General features: G+C 41.2%; 14 protein-coding genes. 8 read left to right on the forward strand and 6 right to left on the reverse strand.

The annotated features are described in order from the left end of the window. The first annotated feature begins 103 nt into the window (after window positions 1-103). The gene (locus ACSQ8O_RS19085) at window positions 104-2,125 is read left to right on the forward strand and encodes a beta-galactosidase (RefSeq protein WP_436242969.1); all 2,022 of its coding nucleotides are present in this window, start codon (window positions 104-106) and stop codon (window positions 2,123-2,125) included. 246 nt (window positions 2,126-2,371) lie between these two features. Here ACSQ8O_RS19085 and ACSQ8O_RS19090 read toward each other — a convergent pair whose 3' ends face one another. Further along, window positions 2,372-2,929 carry an NADPH-dependent FMN reductase gene (locus ACSQ8O_RS19090; RefSeq protein WP_056625375.1) on the reverse strand — a complete coding sequence of 186 codons (558 nt, stop codon included), beginning with the start codon at window positions 2,927-2,929 and terminating at the stop codon, window positions 2,372-2,374. Window positions 2,930-3,235: 306 nt separating this feature from the next. Here ACSQ8O_RS19090 and ACSQ8O_RS19095 point away from each other — a divergent pair, with 306 nt between their 5' ends. Further along, window positions 3,236-3,454 (forward strand): hypothetical protein, encoded by a 219-nt coding sequence (locus ACSQ8O_RS19095; protein WP_436242897.1) that lies wholly within the window; start codon window positions 3,236-3,238, stop codon window positions 3,452-3,454. A gap of 75 nt (window positions 3,455-3,529) precedes the next feature. On the opposite strand, the gene ACSQ8O_RS19100 is transcribed toward ACSQ8O_RS19095, so the two are convergent. After that, window positions 3,530-4,009: a hypothetical protein gene (locus ACSQ8O_RS19100; protein ID WP_436242898.1), complete on the reverse strand. Its 480-nt coding sequence runs from the start codon at window positions 4,007-4,009 to the stop codon at window positions 3,530-3,532. Between the two features lie 78 nt (window positions 4,010-4,087). After that, on the reverse strand, window positions 4,088-4,966 hold the full coding sequence (locus ACSQ8O_RS19105) for a LysR family transcriptional regulator (protein WP_436242899.1): 879 nt from the start codon (window positions 4,964-4,966) through the stop codon (window positions 4,088-4,090). Between the two features lie 105 nt (window positions 4,967-5,071). On the opposite strand from ACSQ8O_RS19105, the gene aroA reads away from it, so the two are divergent. Beyond that, on the forward strand, window positions 5,072-6,418 hold the full coding sequence (aroA, locus tag ACSQ8O_RS19110; protein ID WP_436242900.1) for a 3-phosphoshikimate 1-carboxyvinyltransferase: 1,347 nt from the start codon (window positions 5,072-5,074) through the stop codon (window positions 6,416-6,418). A gap of 19 nt (window positions 6,419-6,437) precedes the next feature. Continuing rightward, window positions 6,438-7,493, forward strand: coding sequence for a chorismate synthase (gene aroC / locus ACSQ8O_RS19115; RefSeq protein ID WP_436242901.1), 1,056 nt, complete (start codon window positions 6,438-6,440; stop codon window positions 7,491-7,493). 53 nt (window positions 7,494-7,546) lie between these two features. Here aroC and ACSQ8O_RS19120 read toward each other — a convergent pair whose 3' ends face one another. Together ACSQ8O_RS19120 and ACSQ8O_RS19125 are read right to left on the reverse strand one after the other, a co-directional pair. Beyond that, window positions 7,547-8,581, reverse strand: coding sequence for an S-layer homology domain-containing protein (locus ACSQ8O_RS19120; protein ID WP_436242902.1), 1,035 nt, complete (start codon window positions 8,579-8,581; stop codon window positions 7,547-7,549). A gap of 138 nt (window positions 8,582-8,719) precedes the next feature. Then, complete coding sequence (locus tag ACSQ8O_RS19125; RefSeq protein WP_436242903.1) at window positions 8,720-10,156, reverse strand: PLP-dependent aminotransferase family protein; 1,437 nt, start codon at window positions 10,154-10,156, stop codon at window positions 8,720-8,722. Between the two features lie 388 nt (window positions 10,157-10,544). Here ACSQ8O_RS19125 and ACSQ8O_RS19130 point away from each other — a divergent pair, with 388 nt between their 5' ends. The 3 genes from ACSQ8O_RS19130 to ACSQ8O_RS19140 all read left to right on the forward strand — a co-directional run bounded on the left by ACSQ8O_RS19130 (window position 10,545) and on the right by ACSQ8O_RS19140 (window position 13,191). Further along, window positions 10,545-12,110 (forward strand): putative bifunctional diguanylate cyclase/phosphodiesterase, encoded by a 1,566-nt coding sequence (locus ACSQ8O_RS19130; RefSeq protein ID WP_436242904.1) that lies wholly within the window; start codon window positions 10,545-10,547, stop codon window positions 12,108-12,110. Between the two features lie 98 nt (window positions 12,111-12,208). Further along, window positions 12,209-12,523 carry a hypothetical protein gene (locus ACSQ8O_RS19135; RefSeq protein WP_436242905.1) on the forward strand — a complete coding sequence of 105 codons (315 nt, stop codon included), beginning with the start codon at window positions 12,209-12,211 and terminating at the stop codon, window positions 12,521-12,523. A gap of 458 nt (window positions 12,524-12,981) precedes the next feature. Beyond that, the gene (locus tag ACSQ8O_RS19140; RefSeq protein WP_436242906.1) at window positions 12,982-13,191 is read left to right on the forward strand and encodes a hypothetical protein; all 210 of its coding nucleotides are present in this window, start codon (window positions 12,982-12,984) and stop codon (window positions 13,189-13,191) included. A 50-nt stretch (window positions 13,192-13,241) separates the two neighbouring features. Here ACSQ8O_RS19140 and ACSQ8O_RS19145 read toward each other — a convergent pair whose 3' ends face one another. After that, window positions 13,242-14,153 carry a LysR family transcriptional regulator gene (locus ACSQ8O_RS19145; protein ID WP_436242907.1) on the reverse strand — a complete coding sequence of 304 codons (912 nt, stop codon included), beginning with the start codon at window positions 14,151-14,153 and terminating at the stop codon, window positions 13,242-13,244. A 338-nt stretch (window positions 14,154-14,491) separates the two neighbouring features. Here ACSQ8O_RS19145 and ACSQ8O_RS19150 point away from each other — a divergent pair, with 338 nt between their 5' ends. Next, on the forward strand, window positions 14,492-15,475 hold the full coding sequence (locus ACSQ8O_RS19150; RefSeq protein WP_436242908.1) for an SLAC1 anion channel family protein: 984 nt from the start codon (window positions 14,492-14,494) through the stop codon (window positions 15,473-15,475). The last annotated feature ends 118 nt before the right edge of the window (window positions 15,476-15,593 follow it).

Below are 15,593 nucleotides of genomic sequence, written 5' to 3' on the forward strand. Positions count from 1 at the left end.
GGAAGTTGATAGAATGGGGTCATATTTCTTCTAAAAATGAATCCATGAGGTGATCCGTTTGTCTTCTACATTTCCACCTATTAGTCCGAAATTGCCGGTTTTCATGCACGGCGCTGATTATAATCCTGATCAATGGCAGCACGATCCGCAAGTCTTAGAAGAAGACATCCGCATGATGAAGCTGGCCAAATGCAATGTGATGGCCATTGGTATCTTTGCATGGTCCGCACTTGAACCCGTCGAAGGCACGTATACCTTCGAGTGGTTAGATCGCGTGCTCGATACCTTCGCCGCGAACGGGATCTATGCTTGGCTTGCGACGCCGAGCGGCGCAAGGCCTGCCTGGATGGCGGAGCAATACCCGGAGGTACTGCGTGTTGGTGCGAATCGCGTGCGTAATTTATTCGGCGCGCGTCACAATCATTGCTTCACATCCCCAGTGTACAGGGAGAAGGTTGCCATGATGAACACTCGGTTGGCAGAGCGCTATGCTCAGCATCCGGCCGTCGTGGGTTGGCATATCTCCAATGAATACGGTGGGGAATGTCATTGTTCGTATTGCCAGGAAGCTTTCCGCGGCTGGTTACAAAAGAAATATGGCACGCTAGACGCATTAAATATGGCGTGGTGGACGTCATTTTGGAGCCATACGTATACGAGCTGGTCTCAGATTGAATCTCCTGCTCCGCACGGTGAAAACTTAGTTCATGGCATGAACTTGGACTGGAAACGTTTTGTGACGGATCAAACCGTTGATTTCTGCCGTCATGAAATTGCCCCATTGAAAGCTGTGAACGCGCAATTGCCTGTTACAACGAATCTGATGGATGCGTTCGAAGGGCTTAACTACTGGAAATTCGCGGATGTGCTTGATGTTATTTCATGGGATGCGTACCCGACATGGCATGATGCGAAAGATCAACGTAACTTGGCTGCTTGGTTCGCTCTCAATCATGACCTATTCCGCTCGCTGAAGGGTGGACAGCCGTTCTTATTGATGGAAAGCACACCGAGCTTGACGAATTGGCAGGCAGTTTCCAAATTGAAGAAGCCTGGTATGCATTTGTTATCTTCTTTGCAGGCAGTCGCGCATGGCTCTGATTCCGTTCAATACTTCCAATGGCGGAAGAGTCGCGGTGCTAGTGAGAAACTGCACGGTGCGGTTATTGATCATGTCGGACATGAACATACGCGTGTATTTCGTGATGTAGCTGAGCTAGGCTGTGCCTTAGAGAAGCTCTCTGAAGTGATTGGGACTTCGGTTCCGGCGGAAACAGCTTTGATATTTGACTGGGAAAATCGCTGGGCAGTGAAGAATTCGCAAGGACCTCGTAATATGGGAATCAAATATGAAGAGACCGTTCTTAGTCACTATCGCGCTTTCTGGGATAGCGGCATTCCCGTCGATGTCATCGATATGGATGTTGATTTCAGTAAATACAAGCTAATCGTGGCGCCGATGCTATATTTGGTTCGACCTGGTGTCGGGGAGCGCATCGAGCAATTTGTTGCGGATGGCGGTACGTTCGTAACCACGTATTGGTCAGGAATCGTTGACGAAAATGACCTCTGTTTCCAAGGTGGCTTCCCAGGACCGCTTCGTAAAACGCTTGGGCTTTGGTCGGAGGAAATCGATGCACTTTATGATCATGAGAAAAACCGTTTGATCTTTACGGAGGGGAATGGACTTGACTTAGAAGGCGAGTACGAGTCCCATGAGCTCTGTGAGCTCATTCATACCGAGGGAGCAGAGACACTGGCTGTCTACGGAGATGATTTCTATGCAGGTCGTCCAGCGTTGACCGTGAACTCATTTGGCCATGGTAAAGCGTATTATATCGCGACGAGAACAGATACTGAGCTTTTGAACCTTTTGTATAAGCAAGTAGTTGAGCAGGCGGGAGTTAAAGCTGTGTTACAAATGGAGTTACCTCCTGAAGTAACTGCACAAGTTAGGTCGAATGGGGAATATGACTATGTTTTCTTGATGAATTTCGCTCAGCAGACGCAAACGGTCGAGTTAGATGAGGATGCGTATTGGGATATGCTTTTGCAGGAAACGTGGGAAGCGAAGAGTTTGCAACTTGAGCCTTATGGCGTTCGTGTTTTAAGAAGATCCAAGTAGAGATCATCACATAGGTGAGCAGTAAGCTGAATTGGGGAAACCTGATTCAGCTTATATTCCATTCTATAGATGACATAATATAAGTTATGCAAACAAATATGCAGGGAAAGGAAATCACTAACTCTTATAGGATAATATACGGGCAATTATGTTCACCTTACGCATTTGATGAATTATTCCAAACAAGCTGATTTAGAGAACCCTAAATCAGCTTGTTATCACATGCATGTAGATATAAAGTAGGAATTAACGCAATGTTTTCAATGCACCACTCCATGCAATGACTTGATCAAACATGGTGTTCGCAGCAGTCTCCTGACGCGGATTGGGCTTGAGCACCGTGAAATTCTCAAAATCAGTAAAGAGGGACAAGGTTACCTGGGCACGTACACTTGCAATATGCAACTCACTCAAGATGAGTCTTAGGTTCTCCGCTGCACGCGCTCCACCTGTACCTCCACCATAGCTGACGATCCCAGCGGCTTTATCTTTCCATTCGTTGAACAGGAAATCGAGGGCATTCTTCAGCGCCGCGGGTACGGCATGATTATACTCTGGTGTCACGAAGATATAACCATCGTAACCTTGAATTGCGTTCGACCAAGCAATGGTATGTTCTTTCGTATATTTCATCATCATAGGTGGATGAGGTTCGTCATAAAGTGGCAAATTAAAATCTGCCAGATCGACGATCTCGAATAATGCATCGGTGCGTTTACTTGCAACTTCATGTACCCACTGAGCGACGACTTCGCCTCTACGTCCTGGCCGAGTGCTGCCGAGAATAATTCCGATTTTCAACATCGTTATGGCCTCCAAAAGATAAAGTATTTACAAGTAGCATAACGGTTGAATGGAATCTTGTGCAATTGAAAATACAGTTATAACAAATGTTTCCCGTAAGGGATCAATAAGAACTGATATTTGTTTACATAATATAAGTTAAGTTTACTTTTATTCTAAAAGTGACATTTTCGCATCATAAATAACAGATACTTTTTGAAATTTGTATGAACATGGGAGAGGATGTATATGATTTATCATACAAGCTCCTATATAATTTAGTAAAACATATTTAGAATAGACAAAAGAAGGGTGGTCGCTTTTCTTATGAATACATCCATTTACTTTGTGATATTTTCCGTTATTTTATTATTTGGCTTATTGTCGACATTCATCATCGGTTTTTCTCGTAAAAATCGTGAAGGGGATCAATCCTATTTTCAGAAAACAGGCACAAAGTGGGTAAGGCTCACTTCTTTCTACGTCATCTCGATTGCAGCAGGTTTATTAGCGTTGCTAGCCTTTATTAGATACACAATTAAATAGACGCAAATAAACAAAAAAATCTCCATTGGTGGGAGATTTTTTTGTTTTGATGCAGTATTGGGAGGAAAGTAGGATTCAAGCTGGCATCATTGGAAACGTGTTGATTTTAATAAAGTGAATCTGCAACGATCCGAAAAATGCTTTCCCTTGATTGTAATGGAGCTCACATTTGTACCCGTACTCACTAGCAATGGCTTGTAAGGATTTGAACCCTGGGAGCGATTTAACCATAGTCGTGATTTGCTTCGTGATATGATTGGGTAGTTTCATAACCATCGTGGATGCATGAATACCATCAACAACGGAGATAAAACTGGGGAACTCGGGTTTCTTGTACAGTCCAAGGTGGATATGATCCTCAGCAATTTGTAAGAATTCTTTATTCAAACGATTGAGGTTTAAGGTCATGTTTTTATAAAAGTAGATGCCAAATCCAATTTTGTTCGTCAATGGATTTAAACGTTTTTTCCATTTCAGCACGTTTGCTTCCCAATAAGACTCCAGTTGTTCGCTAATTCTAGTCCAGTTAAATCGTGATGTGAGAAAATTTTTCATTCATGTACTCCTTAAACAGTTAAATTTCTTTCTTAAATACAGACGTATGAATAAGGAATATCGTTCATTTACGTCCAACTACATATGCAGAATCCGGACAAATCCTTCAGCGGCTACGGATAATTTCATATCCCGACGAACAGCTAACCCGATGCTGCGCGGTGGTAGTGGTTCCTCCAAGTTGAGCTCAAAGAGAGTGCCTGATCGAAGCTCGTCCTGTACAAATGATCGGCTTATGAAGGCAACCCCGTAACCTAGTCTCGCGAACTCAGCTAAAAGATCAATATTACCTAATTCAATATCTGGATTCACCGCGAATCCTTGTGCTGCAAACCATTTTTCTATAGACACTCTAGTACTGCTCCCTGGCGATAAGAAGATAAGAGGTAGCTCCGCGAGTTCCTTCGTAGAGATGGAATGGTTCGTCCATTCTCGGAAATCTTCCCCAACCACGAAACAATCCTCCAACGTCGCTAACGTGTGAATCGTCAAATCCGAATCTTCGATTGGTAAATGAACGATGGCACAGTCAATATCACCTTCCTTTAAACGCTTCGTAATCTCGCCTGTTTTTCCATGTGATAACCGAATCCGTATTCCAGGATATTGCTTATGATACGCATTCAACTGTGGTAACAGAAGGTGCTTAATCAACGAATCACTTGCCCCGATCCGAATTTCACCTTGATGTAATTGCTTCAGATTGAGCAGATGCTTCTGTCCCGAATCCAGCATAGCAAAGGATTGTTCCACATAGTCAAAGAGCGTACGTCCTTCTTCTGTGAGCTCAACACCTTTCGATAGACGATGAAATAATTTAAGCCCAACCGCCTCTTCCATTTGCTTAATGGCATAGCTCACCGACGGTTGCGTTATATGAAGTTCTTGCGCAGCTTTCGTTAAATTCCGGCATTTGGCCGTATGTAAAAAAATACGATACCATTCTAAATTGATCATTTGATATAGATCACCTCTATGACAAGTAGCATATATTCCAATTTCATTTATTTCATATAACTCATTATAATTGGCATATAGCAAAAACACAAAGAGGTGGCGAATATGGCGATGCATCAACCAGATTGGGAAGCGCGTTCTCCGTGGACGACGAATAAGGGGATTTCGGAAGTACGTATTAGTCCTCCTAAATCGATCGTGTCAGGAACCATCCGAGTACCGGGGAGTAAAAGTTTGACGAACCGAGCGTTATTAATTGCCGCACTAGCTGAAGGGAAATCACAGTTAAATGGCATTTTGAAAAGCGATGATTCGTACTGGTGTATTCAAGCATTAACCAAATTAGGAGTGTCAGTCATCATCGATGGAGAAACTGCTAATGTGGATGGCTGCGGGGGAAATTGGCCAAATTCATCTGGAGAGCTATACATGGGGGCAGCTGGTACGGTTGCACGGTTCTTGCCAGCAGCATTGGCTATCGGGCGAGGGAAATGGACGATAAAAGGGAGTAAACGATTAAGTGAGCGGCCACTAGCACCATTAATTTCGGCACTTTCAGCGCAAGGAGCTTCGTTCAATTATTTGGAGGCTGAACATCGATTGCCTTACGAATTGGATGCTGCTGGACTCAAAGGTGGAATCGTGAAGCTGCCTGGTTCAATGTCCAGCCAATTTATAAGTGGGGTTTTATTAGCAGCTCCCTATACACAAGCCCCATTAACCATCCAGATCGAGGGTGAAATTGTGCAACGAGATTATGTACAACTGACTATGGATATGATGATTGCTTTCGGTATCACACCGCAGGTTTCGGAGGACGGACAATCGATTAAGGTTCCTGCTGGGACCTATCAAGCGCAGACTGTGCAACTTGAACCAGATGTCTCTACCTGTTGTTATTTCTGGGCTTTAGCCGCATTAACCACTGGGAGTGTAAGAATCGAAGGCATTGACGCGCGGAGCACGAGTCAGCCCGATATAGAAATGTTAGATGTATTGGAGCGAATGGGGTGTACGGTACTACGCGGTGAGAACTTTGTAGAAGTACATGGTACACAACAGCTCAAAGGTGGCTTTACTCTTAGTATGAAGAAATGGTCTGATCAGACGTTGACGATAGCTGCACTAGCTCCTTTTGCGGATGGCCCTATTACACTTATCGATGCGGCTCATATTCGACATCATGAATGCGATCGTATTGCTGCTATGTGTAGTGAACTCGGCAAGCTAGGCATTCGTGTTGAGGAACATCAGGATGGTTTAACGATTTATCCTGGGCAACCGTTGCCTGCTTTGGTAGATTCGCATGACGATCATCGCATGGCGATGGCATTGTCTTTGATCGGCCTAAGGGTTGAAAATATCCGTATTGCCGATCCAGGGTGTGTATCCAAGACGTGTCCAGATTATTTCGAACAATTGTCTACGTTAGGTGTAGAAGTTATTTACTAAATAGGAGGCTTATACTTATATGGCAGGGAATACATTCGGTGAAATTTTCAAAATTACGACTTTCGGAGAATCACATGGGGCCGCTGTAGGTGTCATTGTGGATGGTGTAACACCAGGCATAGAGATCGATGAAGCCTATATACAGAAACAGATGGATCGAAGAAAGCCCGGTCAATCCTCGGTGACCTCTCCACGTAAAGAATATGATATCATTCATATCTTATCAGGTGTATTCGAAGGTAAAACGACAGGTACGCCGCTTTTTGTTAATCTCTATAATCAAGATATGAAGCCGGAGGCTTACAATGATATCCAGAATTCTTTTCGACCAGGCCATGCGGATTTCACATATCTGCAGAAATACGGAATCCGTGATCATCGCGGAAGTGGGCGAGCTTCTGGAAGAGAAACAGCAGGCAGGGTAGCAGGTGGTGCAATTGCTCGTAAGCTGCTTGAACATAGAGGTGTACAAGTGTTGGCCTATACCCTTGAAATCGGTGGTATTCGAAGTCAAACTTTCGATGAAGATGCGATTGAACGCAATGCGGTACGTGCATGTGATCCGATTGCAGGAGCCAAAATGATTGAAAAAATTGAGCAACTTGCTTCGATTGGTGATAGTTGTGGAGGCATCGTAGAATGCCGGATTCGTGGGGTTATGCCTGGTCTTGGAGAGCCAGTATTTGATAAATTGGATGCTGAATTGGCGAAAGCAATGTTATCTATCGGAGCTGTGAAGGGGATAGAAATTGGTGCAGGGTTCTCAGCTGCTTCCATGCTAGGTAGTGAGCATAATGATGAAATGGACAGTGACGGATTTCTCAGTAACCATTCTGGTGGAATTCTAGGTGGGATTAGTACGGGACAAGAAATTATATTCCGAATTAGCGTGAAGCCGACTTCTTCGATTTCTGTTGCCCAGAAGACGTTAAACGTAAACGGTGAGGAACAAGAAATTCGAACGATAGGTCGACATGATCCATGTATTTGCCCGAGAATCGTACCTGTGGTTGAAGCGATGGCGTGCTTAGTATTGGAAGATTTGTATAAACGACAAGCAGCTAATCTTGGATAAATAGGAAAGTAAAGCAGACCCATTCATTCGAGAATGGGTCTGTTTTTTTACATTTATTTCTTTAACCCCTCAGCAGCTTTTACCGCTTGATTGGCAATTTCTGTTGCCTCTGCAAGGGTAAGTCCATCTTGCGGATGGAATGTACCGTCTGCATTTAGCTCGACAATATCTAAAGCAAGCGCGGTTTGGATGGCGCCAACATTAGATAAGTCGATCTTGTCATTATCTTTGATATCGACAGGATTTAACTTAATCATCGGTAATTTCTCACTGGTTTGAAACGTGTGAACGAGAAGATAGGTGAACGATTCACGCGTCACTTTGGCATCTGGATCTATCTTGATTTTGATATCTGTACCCAATTTGCCAAGTGCATCCGTGATAAGCTGTACACCTTGCGTTGCTGAGATAGGCTCTTTGTTTGTGACTGGCGCTTGATGTGTTTTCAGATAATCTAACGCATTATATACTTCCTCTGCAGCATCAGCACGCGTAATTTCATCTTTTGGATTGAATTTACCTTCCGTATTCAATTTAATAATTCCGTATTTAAGTCCACGTTGGATCGATCCCGAGTAATCAACTGTTAGTTGATCACCATCTTTAATATCGACAACAACCGGGTTAATCAAAGGGAGGTTTTTACTAATTTCGATTGCTCGAACGAGCTGATGGGTGAACTCTTCACGTGTTAGTTTTTTAGCAGGGGTTAGATCTTTGGGAAGTTCAACATTGTTGACCGCCGCAACGATAAGCGCCTGTGCGTACCAAGCGTCATTGGAAGCATTCGCAAAATAATCAGTTGCTTTCGGCTCTTTCACGAATTTGACCAAATCTAAATTAAGTCCAAGTGCATTCACTAGAAGTTGTGCGGATTGGGCTGCTGTCATTTTTTCTTGTGGTGCAAATAACGTAGAAGTCATTCCACTGACAATACCACTTTGCTGTAGGGATACAATTTTATCTTTTGATGCAATGTTGTTGAGGTCAGTGAAGGAGCTAGTAGCCGCAAAGCTTTGGCCGACTAAAGATAGGGATAGCAATGCAGTTGCTGCAGTTAGCGTGAAGGTTTTGATTGTTTTTTTCATTTTATTTCACCTCATATGGTTTTTTGTGTTTCAGAAAATTAAACGGCAATGTTGATAAAAAGGTTGCACCTACTCTTAAATAAGTTACTATCTTATTATTTGTGAAAAAGTCCGCAGATTTGCGGCCCTTTTGAGTGATTAATTAATGCACATTTCTAAAGCAGCGTGGAGTTGTTGAATACCTGGAATAATTTCATGGAATAATGGCCTTGCAAAGCTTAAGCGGATCCATCCTTTTTTGGACCCATACACAGTTCCCGGAACAAAGATAACGCCTCTTTTGGTGGACTCTTCGAGCCATTTAAATTCATCAACTTCACGATTGATTCTACACCAAAGCGTAAGTCCGCCCTGAGGTACGGAGTACGAAATGGTATCACCCATGATTTCTGCTAGTCCTCGCATGAGTTCATTTCTCTTTTTTGCTAATTCTGTTCGCAAGAAGTGAATGTGTTTATCGAGATGACCTTCCTTGATAAAATGATTGGCAACCCACTGCGGAATACTGCTCAATCCGAAATCCATCTGCTGTCTGGCATCGGATAATCGACAAATAACGGATTGTGGAGCAATTAACCAACCAATTCGTAAGCCAGAAGTAGCCGTTTTGGAAAGAGATCCAATATATAAGACATTGTTATTTTTATCTATTGATTTCAAAGTAGGAGGTGGATGACCATCGAAGGCAGTTAATGTAAAGGTGTCATCTTCAACTATTGGTATGCCAAGTTCCGATGCAATTTCAAGCAAGCGAATTTTTCGCTCTAATGGCATTACACTACCCGTTGGATTTTGGAAATTAGGGTTTACAAATAACATACGAATTTTGTGCTTGCGATATAACGCCATAACTTCTTCTGGATTTATCCCATGTTCATCCGTGGATAATCGGAATAAACGAAGACCAGCCGATTGAAACATGGGCAACGAATAACTGTATGAAGGGTCTTCTATCGCAACGGCGTCTCCTGGATTTAATAAACACTGTAAAATCAAATATAAAGATTGCTGGGAACCAGATGAAATTAATATAGATGAGTCCGTCGTATGAATGTGAAGATGCTGTGCAAGAAATGAAACAAGCGTTTCTCTAAGTTGTGCGCACCCCTGCGGGTTATCGTAACCGAGTTGTTCATGAAAGGGCCGCTTTTGTAGAAGTTCACGGACGATTTCCTGCGGATATAGATCTGGTGACAACTGGCCACTTGCAAAGTCGATAAGCCCCTTTTTGTGAAGTAATTCTTCGCGAATACGGCGTACGAATGGTTGATTAGGGAGGAAATTTCCTCCTTCAACATACTCTTTCCAGTTAGGAGTTTGGTTAGTCGAGTTCTCCTCATTCAGGTTGGAAACAATGGTACCGTTGCCTTTACTACTTACCAGTATGCCAGTAGCACGAAGTTCTTCGTATGCAGCAACTACAGTACTTCGGTTAACGCGCAGTACGGCGGCCAATTTTCGTTCGGAAGGAAGCGTACTACCAGGAGGGAACTCTCCAAATGCTATGCGGTGTTCCATGTAATCTGCAATTTGTTGATAAATAGGCGTTTTGCTTGATCGATCCGGCTTCCACATAAAATATACCAACTTTTATCAAATTTTTGTCATAACTATTTGAAGTTACGCTAAATGAGCAACGATAAAATACAAAAAAACACCCAGCTTTCCATAGATAGGGTTGTCATTTTTAACTATTTTTCTCACACTTGGCAACAGTTCTTTGTAATTTTTAAGTATCATATCATATATGTTATTCGCTTGTGTATGCTTATTAAGTAAAATTATATTATTAAGTTATTAAAATGAAGTGCAATAATAAATAGGTTTCTTGGGTAAACTTGGATGGTTTTTTTTCTTGATGAGTGGATGGTTACATCGTGACCAATTCTAGTTATGATGAGGATTGTGTGCCTTGTCATTTAAATATCGGATGTAATTTTGAACGCCATGAGGAGTTTCACAGATGAGAACAATGAATTCACGATCAATTAGTGAAATAAATTCAAGGAATAAAATCCTTCAAATAAAAAGCGACATCTTATCGCTATTCGCATCCGGTGAGTCACTATCTACGATATTAAGAGCAATCGATAAGACAAAACGAGCCATGATAATGCCGAACAAGCGCAGTCATTCCTTGCTGTCTTCGAAACAAGTCAAGATAAATCAGCATGAACAACTAGAGATTATCGAGATTTTAAGAGAATTGAAAGCTTATGCAATCAAACGTAACGAGGAGAAAAAGAAATTATTAGCGTTAGTATATCACGATTCTTTAACAGGTTTACGAAACAGGAGATATTTCAAAGAAAAATTAACAACTATGATCCAAAAACATCATAAACAGGACATTAAACTAGAACTGATGTTTATTGACTTAGACCACTTCAAATGGATTAATGATTCACTCGGCCATGATGCTGGAGATCGTTTGCTCGTTCAGATAGCCCAACGAATTAAAACATGTGTAGGCCAATTTGGCACTGTCGCTCGCTTAGGCGGCGATGAATTTACAGTCATTTTAGAAGGGATTCATTCTAGTGGTCAAATGGTCGGTATGGCAGAGCGAATTATTGAAGCGTTTAAAGAGCCGGTATGGCTTGACAAACATGAAATAAGAGTAACGATGAGCGCTGGCATAAGTGTATTTCCAGATCATGGTATGACTGCGAGCATGCTTATGAAAAGAGCTGATAAAGCAATGTATCATGCGAAGCAGGAGGGCAGAAATCAATTCGTTATTTATCAATCATCCTTTGATGAAGGAGAATATAAACGGTTTGTGTTTAAATCACAATTTGTGAAAGCTCTTGCAGATCAACAGTTTTTCTTAGAGTATCAACCGAGAGTGGAACTAGATAGCGGTGAAATTAAGAGTCTTGAAGCGCTGGTGCGATGGAACCATCCAGATCAAGGGATTGTTGCACCGATGGAATTTATTTCGCTAGCGGAAGAAACTGGATTTATTGTGCCTTTAGGTGAATGGGTCATACGGGAAGCTTGCAGGCAAATTAAACAATGGCAACAAAAAGGTCTACCACCGGTTAGAGTTGCTATTAACGTGTCTGCGAAGCAGTTTCTTCAAGCTTCTTTCGTGAATAAAATGAAGGAAATCCTTAGAGAGAACGAGATTAAACCTACATTCATCGAAATTGAGATTACAGAAAGTGCATTAATGAAGGATGAACGACCTATCGTCGATGCCTTAAAAGTGATTAAGGAAATGGGTGTTTTTCTATCCATTGATGACTTTGGAACCGGTTATTCTTCATTGCAATATCTCAAAACCTTTAAATTGGATGCCTTAAAAATAGATAGAAGTTTCATCAAAGATTTACCTCAGGATAAAGCCTTAACTAAGATGATTATCTCATTGGCTCGAAAATTAAAGCTTAAGGTCATTGCTGAGGGAGTGGAAACACATGAACAGCATACTTGGTTGTTGAACAGTGGATGTCATCAAGCGCAAGGTTACCTATACAGTAAGCCACTTGGAGCGTCGGATATTGAATACATTTTGAACGAATGAGGGAAAGTTACATGTGTAGTTTAAGGCTGTTAAAAAATCGTTATTTCGAGGAAATTGTTGAGCTCAAATTATCTTTTCATCATCAGGAGTTCATTTCCTTGAAAGAGAATAAATGGGAAAACACCATGGAGCAGATAAACACACATGATATCTTTCCTATCAAAAAGTTTTATATATATATCGAAAATCGCGGGAATGAGCTCTCTTTTGGACAAGAATTATTTGATGTCATTTTTGAGTATGCATGGCAGCAAGGAGCTACAACCATTTTCTTGGACACCCCTTCAATCACAAAAAGGTCACTGCATTTTTTAGAGAAATATGGATTGATCTCGATAACCAAACAGGATTTGCCGATTCGTTATAATTACCCTGACCGAAATTCTTTATTTCATCGACTTGATTTCATGTAGGGATCCCAAAGAAAATCCATGCCAATTCAGTACGATGAAGTTCAGCAATTATTCCATCTCCAAACTACACGAACGAGTTATGCGTTCCAAGTTACCAAAGAGGGGATTACTCGCTCACACGTAATGGGGAAAAAGCGTGCGCTCAGACTATTCGTTTAAGGGCTGTCGACTTGGAGCAAATAGAATAGTTCGATGAATAGTCCGACTATTAGTCGGGCTTTTTCGTATATTGATTCAATTCATTAATGATAACAATAGAATATCGAATATTGATACTTTTCATCAATTATTCAATAATGAGGCTGTAAGAAGCAGAAGAGAGTGACTATTAAGAAAGAGCGATTCAAGCACGATAGCCATTCTAGCTAAACATGATATGAAGACAACTAAAAAGCGTTAGAACGATGCGATATAAGAACTTAAGGAGTTCATATTTCATTTAGGAAGGTGGAAAAGCGATGGAAACAGTTAAGTATGACATTGAATTAGATAATGCTATTTTATTTGGGCAATTTATCATGGTCATGAAGGACGGAAGAGTTGTTGGATGGGGTATGATTGCCGTATGGAATGAGAATGAGGTCAAAGTGGGTGACGAATGGTATTCACGAAAAAAATGTTCGTTTATTGTTTCGCCTGCGCCACAAACCTATATTTTTACTAAATAGGTAAGGAGCCGTCTAACGGCTCCTTTTTTCTTTGTAATTTTGAACCACGACTAAGCCAGTATCGTACTTTCTTCTGCCAACTTCAATTTAACAATATGATGTGATAATAAGTCGATAAATAACCGGGCAGCTTGGCTTAAATACTTATCTTTATGATGGATGATACCAATTTCCCTTTGCAGCGTTGGATTCACGATTTTAATAGCTGTTAATTGGTTATCGTTATACATATTCAAGTACGTTCTGGATAGCGCGGTCACGCCAGCACCCGATTTTACAAGGCCAATAATCGTTTCAATCGCCGTTGTCTCGATGATCGGCTCCATATTTATGCCACAGACGCTGTTGTGTAGATCGATAATTTGACGGCATTTATGGGATTGGGGGAAAAGGATGAGCGGGTAACTGCTGATTTCGTCAAAATTAATGCTTTCACGGTCGGCTAAAACATGGTCTCTAGAAGCTGCCAAATAGATATCTTCTTTGTACAATGGAATTTTACGAATGCGTTCATCTTCGACAGGAAAAATGGTGATAGCCAGATCAATTTGATTCTGTATGACTCGCTCCACAATATCGTCTAGATTTAGAATTTTAATTTGTACCTCAGGATAAATATGATGAAAGTCGAGCAATAAAGACGAAACAAGCTGAGTTAACTCACCAGGAAGTGCACCTATGGATAAAGTTCCGCGATTAACCTTCTGAAGCTCCAAAATTTGTACTTTGACGTTATTTAAAGAAGAAAAAATCACTTTGCACTCATTTAATAAAATTTTACCCGCTTCGGTAATTGCAATCTTTTTGCCAATACGATCAAATAATGGAACCCCTAACTCATCCTCTAGCGATTTAATTTGATGACTCAGCGTCGGCTGACTCATGCCCAGCTTCTCTGAAGCCCTTGTAAAATGCAACGCTTCACAAATGGCTATAAAATATTCCAGCTGTCGAAACTCCATAGGATATACCTCACTTTTATATTGATATTGAAATTAGTAGTATGTATTTCGCGAAAAGTACATGCGTTGTATCCATCCCCTTAAACGTTACTTTATCATAAACTCCCGCTTATTATGTAGAAATGAAGTGGAGTCAATCATCCATATTATTAATGATAACGATAGAATATCAAGTATTGATACTTTTCATCAAGTAATCAATAATGATACTTAAGTTGCTAAAACAACTACCTTTTAATAGGTAAATAAGGGAGGGGACAAAATGAGTTTAGGTAAATCGAAATCCTTTTGAATTTGAATATATACACAAAAAATGATGAAAGTAGTGACCAACATATATGCAAACCATAACTGCCGTACCCAAACAAAAAAGCATTGGCTCTATACAATTTTTACCCGTTAATCTATTTGCGTCGGTTATGGGAATTTCAGGTCTGTCATTGGCTTGGAGACAAGCAAGTAAGCTATTCGGTACTTCACTTGTAATCGCTGATATCATTGGAATTGCCGCGGTGCTCATGTTTATCGTATTAAGCTTAGGATATATTTCTAAGTGGATTCTATACCCACAAAAAGTCAAAGATGAATTTAAACATCCCATCATAGGAAATTTCTTTGGTACAATCACGATTGCCATTCTATTGCTATCTTCCGTGGTTGGGACTTACAGTGGACTGACTGGTCAAGTGCTCTGGATCATCGGAACTGTAACGACGTTAGCGCTTAGTTTTATCATCGTTACACGCTTGTTAGACGGGAATCACGAACATGGGCATGCGGTACCTGCTTGGCTTATTCCTGGGGTTGGGACCCTTGATATTGCGGTTGCAGGTGGGAGTATGCCGTTTACATGGGCGCATGAAATTAATTTACTTTCTCTAGCGATCGGCGGAATTGTGGCTTTAGTTTTCCTTACCATGATCCTATCCAGATTGATACATCATGCTCCAATGCATGCAGGATTAACGCCTTCTATGCTTATCATGATTGGGCCGTTCGAGGTTGGATTTCTTGGCTATATTAATTTTGAGCATAGAATTGATCAGTTTGCGTCGATCTTGTTTTACTTTGGTCTGTTTTTGTTCATTGTCTTGTTCTTCAAAGTATTTAAAAAGTCAATTCCGTTTGGCGCTTCCTGGTGGGGTGTAAGCTTTCCATTGGCTGCACTTAGCAACGCTGCTTTGCAATATGCGATGTTTGTACATTCCTGGCCGCTAATTACCATTGCTGCGATCATTCTTGTCTTGATGAATATCGTTTTGGTCGTTCTCTTTGTTCGAACAATAAAGGCGCTATTTAATGGGAATCTGCTTAAAGGGTGATCAAAATTTTAAAGGCATCAAGACTGTCGGATAATAGAGATCTATTCTTCAGATACTACAAACAGTCCAATGATTTTCAATAAATCTTTGGACTATTCTTTATTATAGAAACGGATCA

The organism is Paenibacillus sp. LjRoot56 (genome assembly GCF_964253335.1).
Taxonomy (GTDB): Bacteria; Bacillota; Bacilli; order Paenibacillales; family NBRC-103111; genus Paenibacillus_E; species Paenibacillus_E allorhizoplanae.

Coding starts and splice junctions, on each gene's coding strand:
- ACSQ8O_RS19125 (WP_436242903.1), bottom strand. CDS start 10,156: ATGTGGAAGCCGGATCGATCAAGCAAAACGCCTATTTATCAACAAATT.
- ACSQ8O_RS19150 (WP_436242908.1), top strand. CDS start 14,492: ATGCAAACCATAACTGCCGTACCCAAACAAAAAAGCATTGGCTCTATA.
- ACSQ8O_RS19120 (WP_436242902.1), bottom strand. CDS start 8,581: ATGAAAAAAACAATCAAAACCTTCACGCTAACTGCAGCAACTGCATTG.
- ACSQ8O_RS19085 (WP_436242969.1), top strand. CDS start 104: ATGCACGGCGCTGATTATAATCCTGATCAATGGCAGCACGATCCGCAA.
- ACSQ8O_RS19130 (WP_436242904.1), top strand. CDS start 10,545: ATGAGAACAATGAATTCACGATCAATTAGTGAAATAAATTCAAGGAAT.
- ACSQ8O_RS19105 (WP_436242899.1), bottom strand. CDS start 4,966: ATGATCAATTTAGAATGGTATCGTATTTTTTTACATACGGCCAAATGC.
- ACSQ8O_RS19095 (WP_436242897.1), top strand. CDS start 3,236: ATGAATACATCCATTTACTTTGTGATATTTTCCGTTATTTTATTATTT.
- ACSQ8O_RS19090 (WP_056625375.1), bottom strand. CDS start 2,929: ATGTTGAAAATCGGAATTATTCTCGGCAGCACTCGGCCAGGACGTAGA.
- aroC (WP_436242901.1), top strand. CDS start 6,438: ATGGCAGGGAATACATTCGGTGAAATTTTCAAAATTACGACTTTCGGA.
- ACSQ8O_RS19140 (WP_436242906.1), top strand. CDS start 12,982: ATGGAAACAGTTAAGTATGACATTGAATTAGATAATGCTATTTTATTT.
- aroA (WP_436242900.1), top strand. CDS start 5,072: ATGGCGATGCATCAACCAGATTGGGAAGCGCGTTCTCCGTGGACGACG.
- ACSQ8O_RS19145 (WP_436242907.1), bottom strand. CDS start 14,153: ATGGAGTTTCGACAGCTGGAATATTTTATAGCCATTTGTGAAGCGTTG.
- ACSQ8O_RS19100 (WP_436242898.1), bottom strand. CDS start 4,009: ATGAAAAATTTTCTCACATCACGATTTAACTGGACTAGAATTAGCGAA.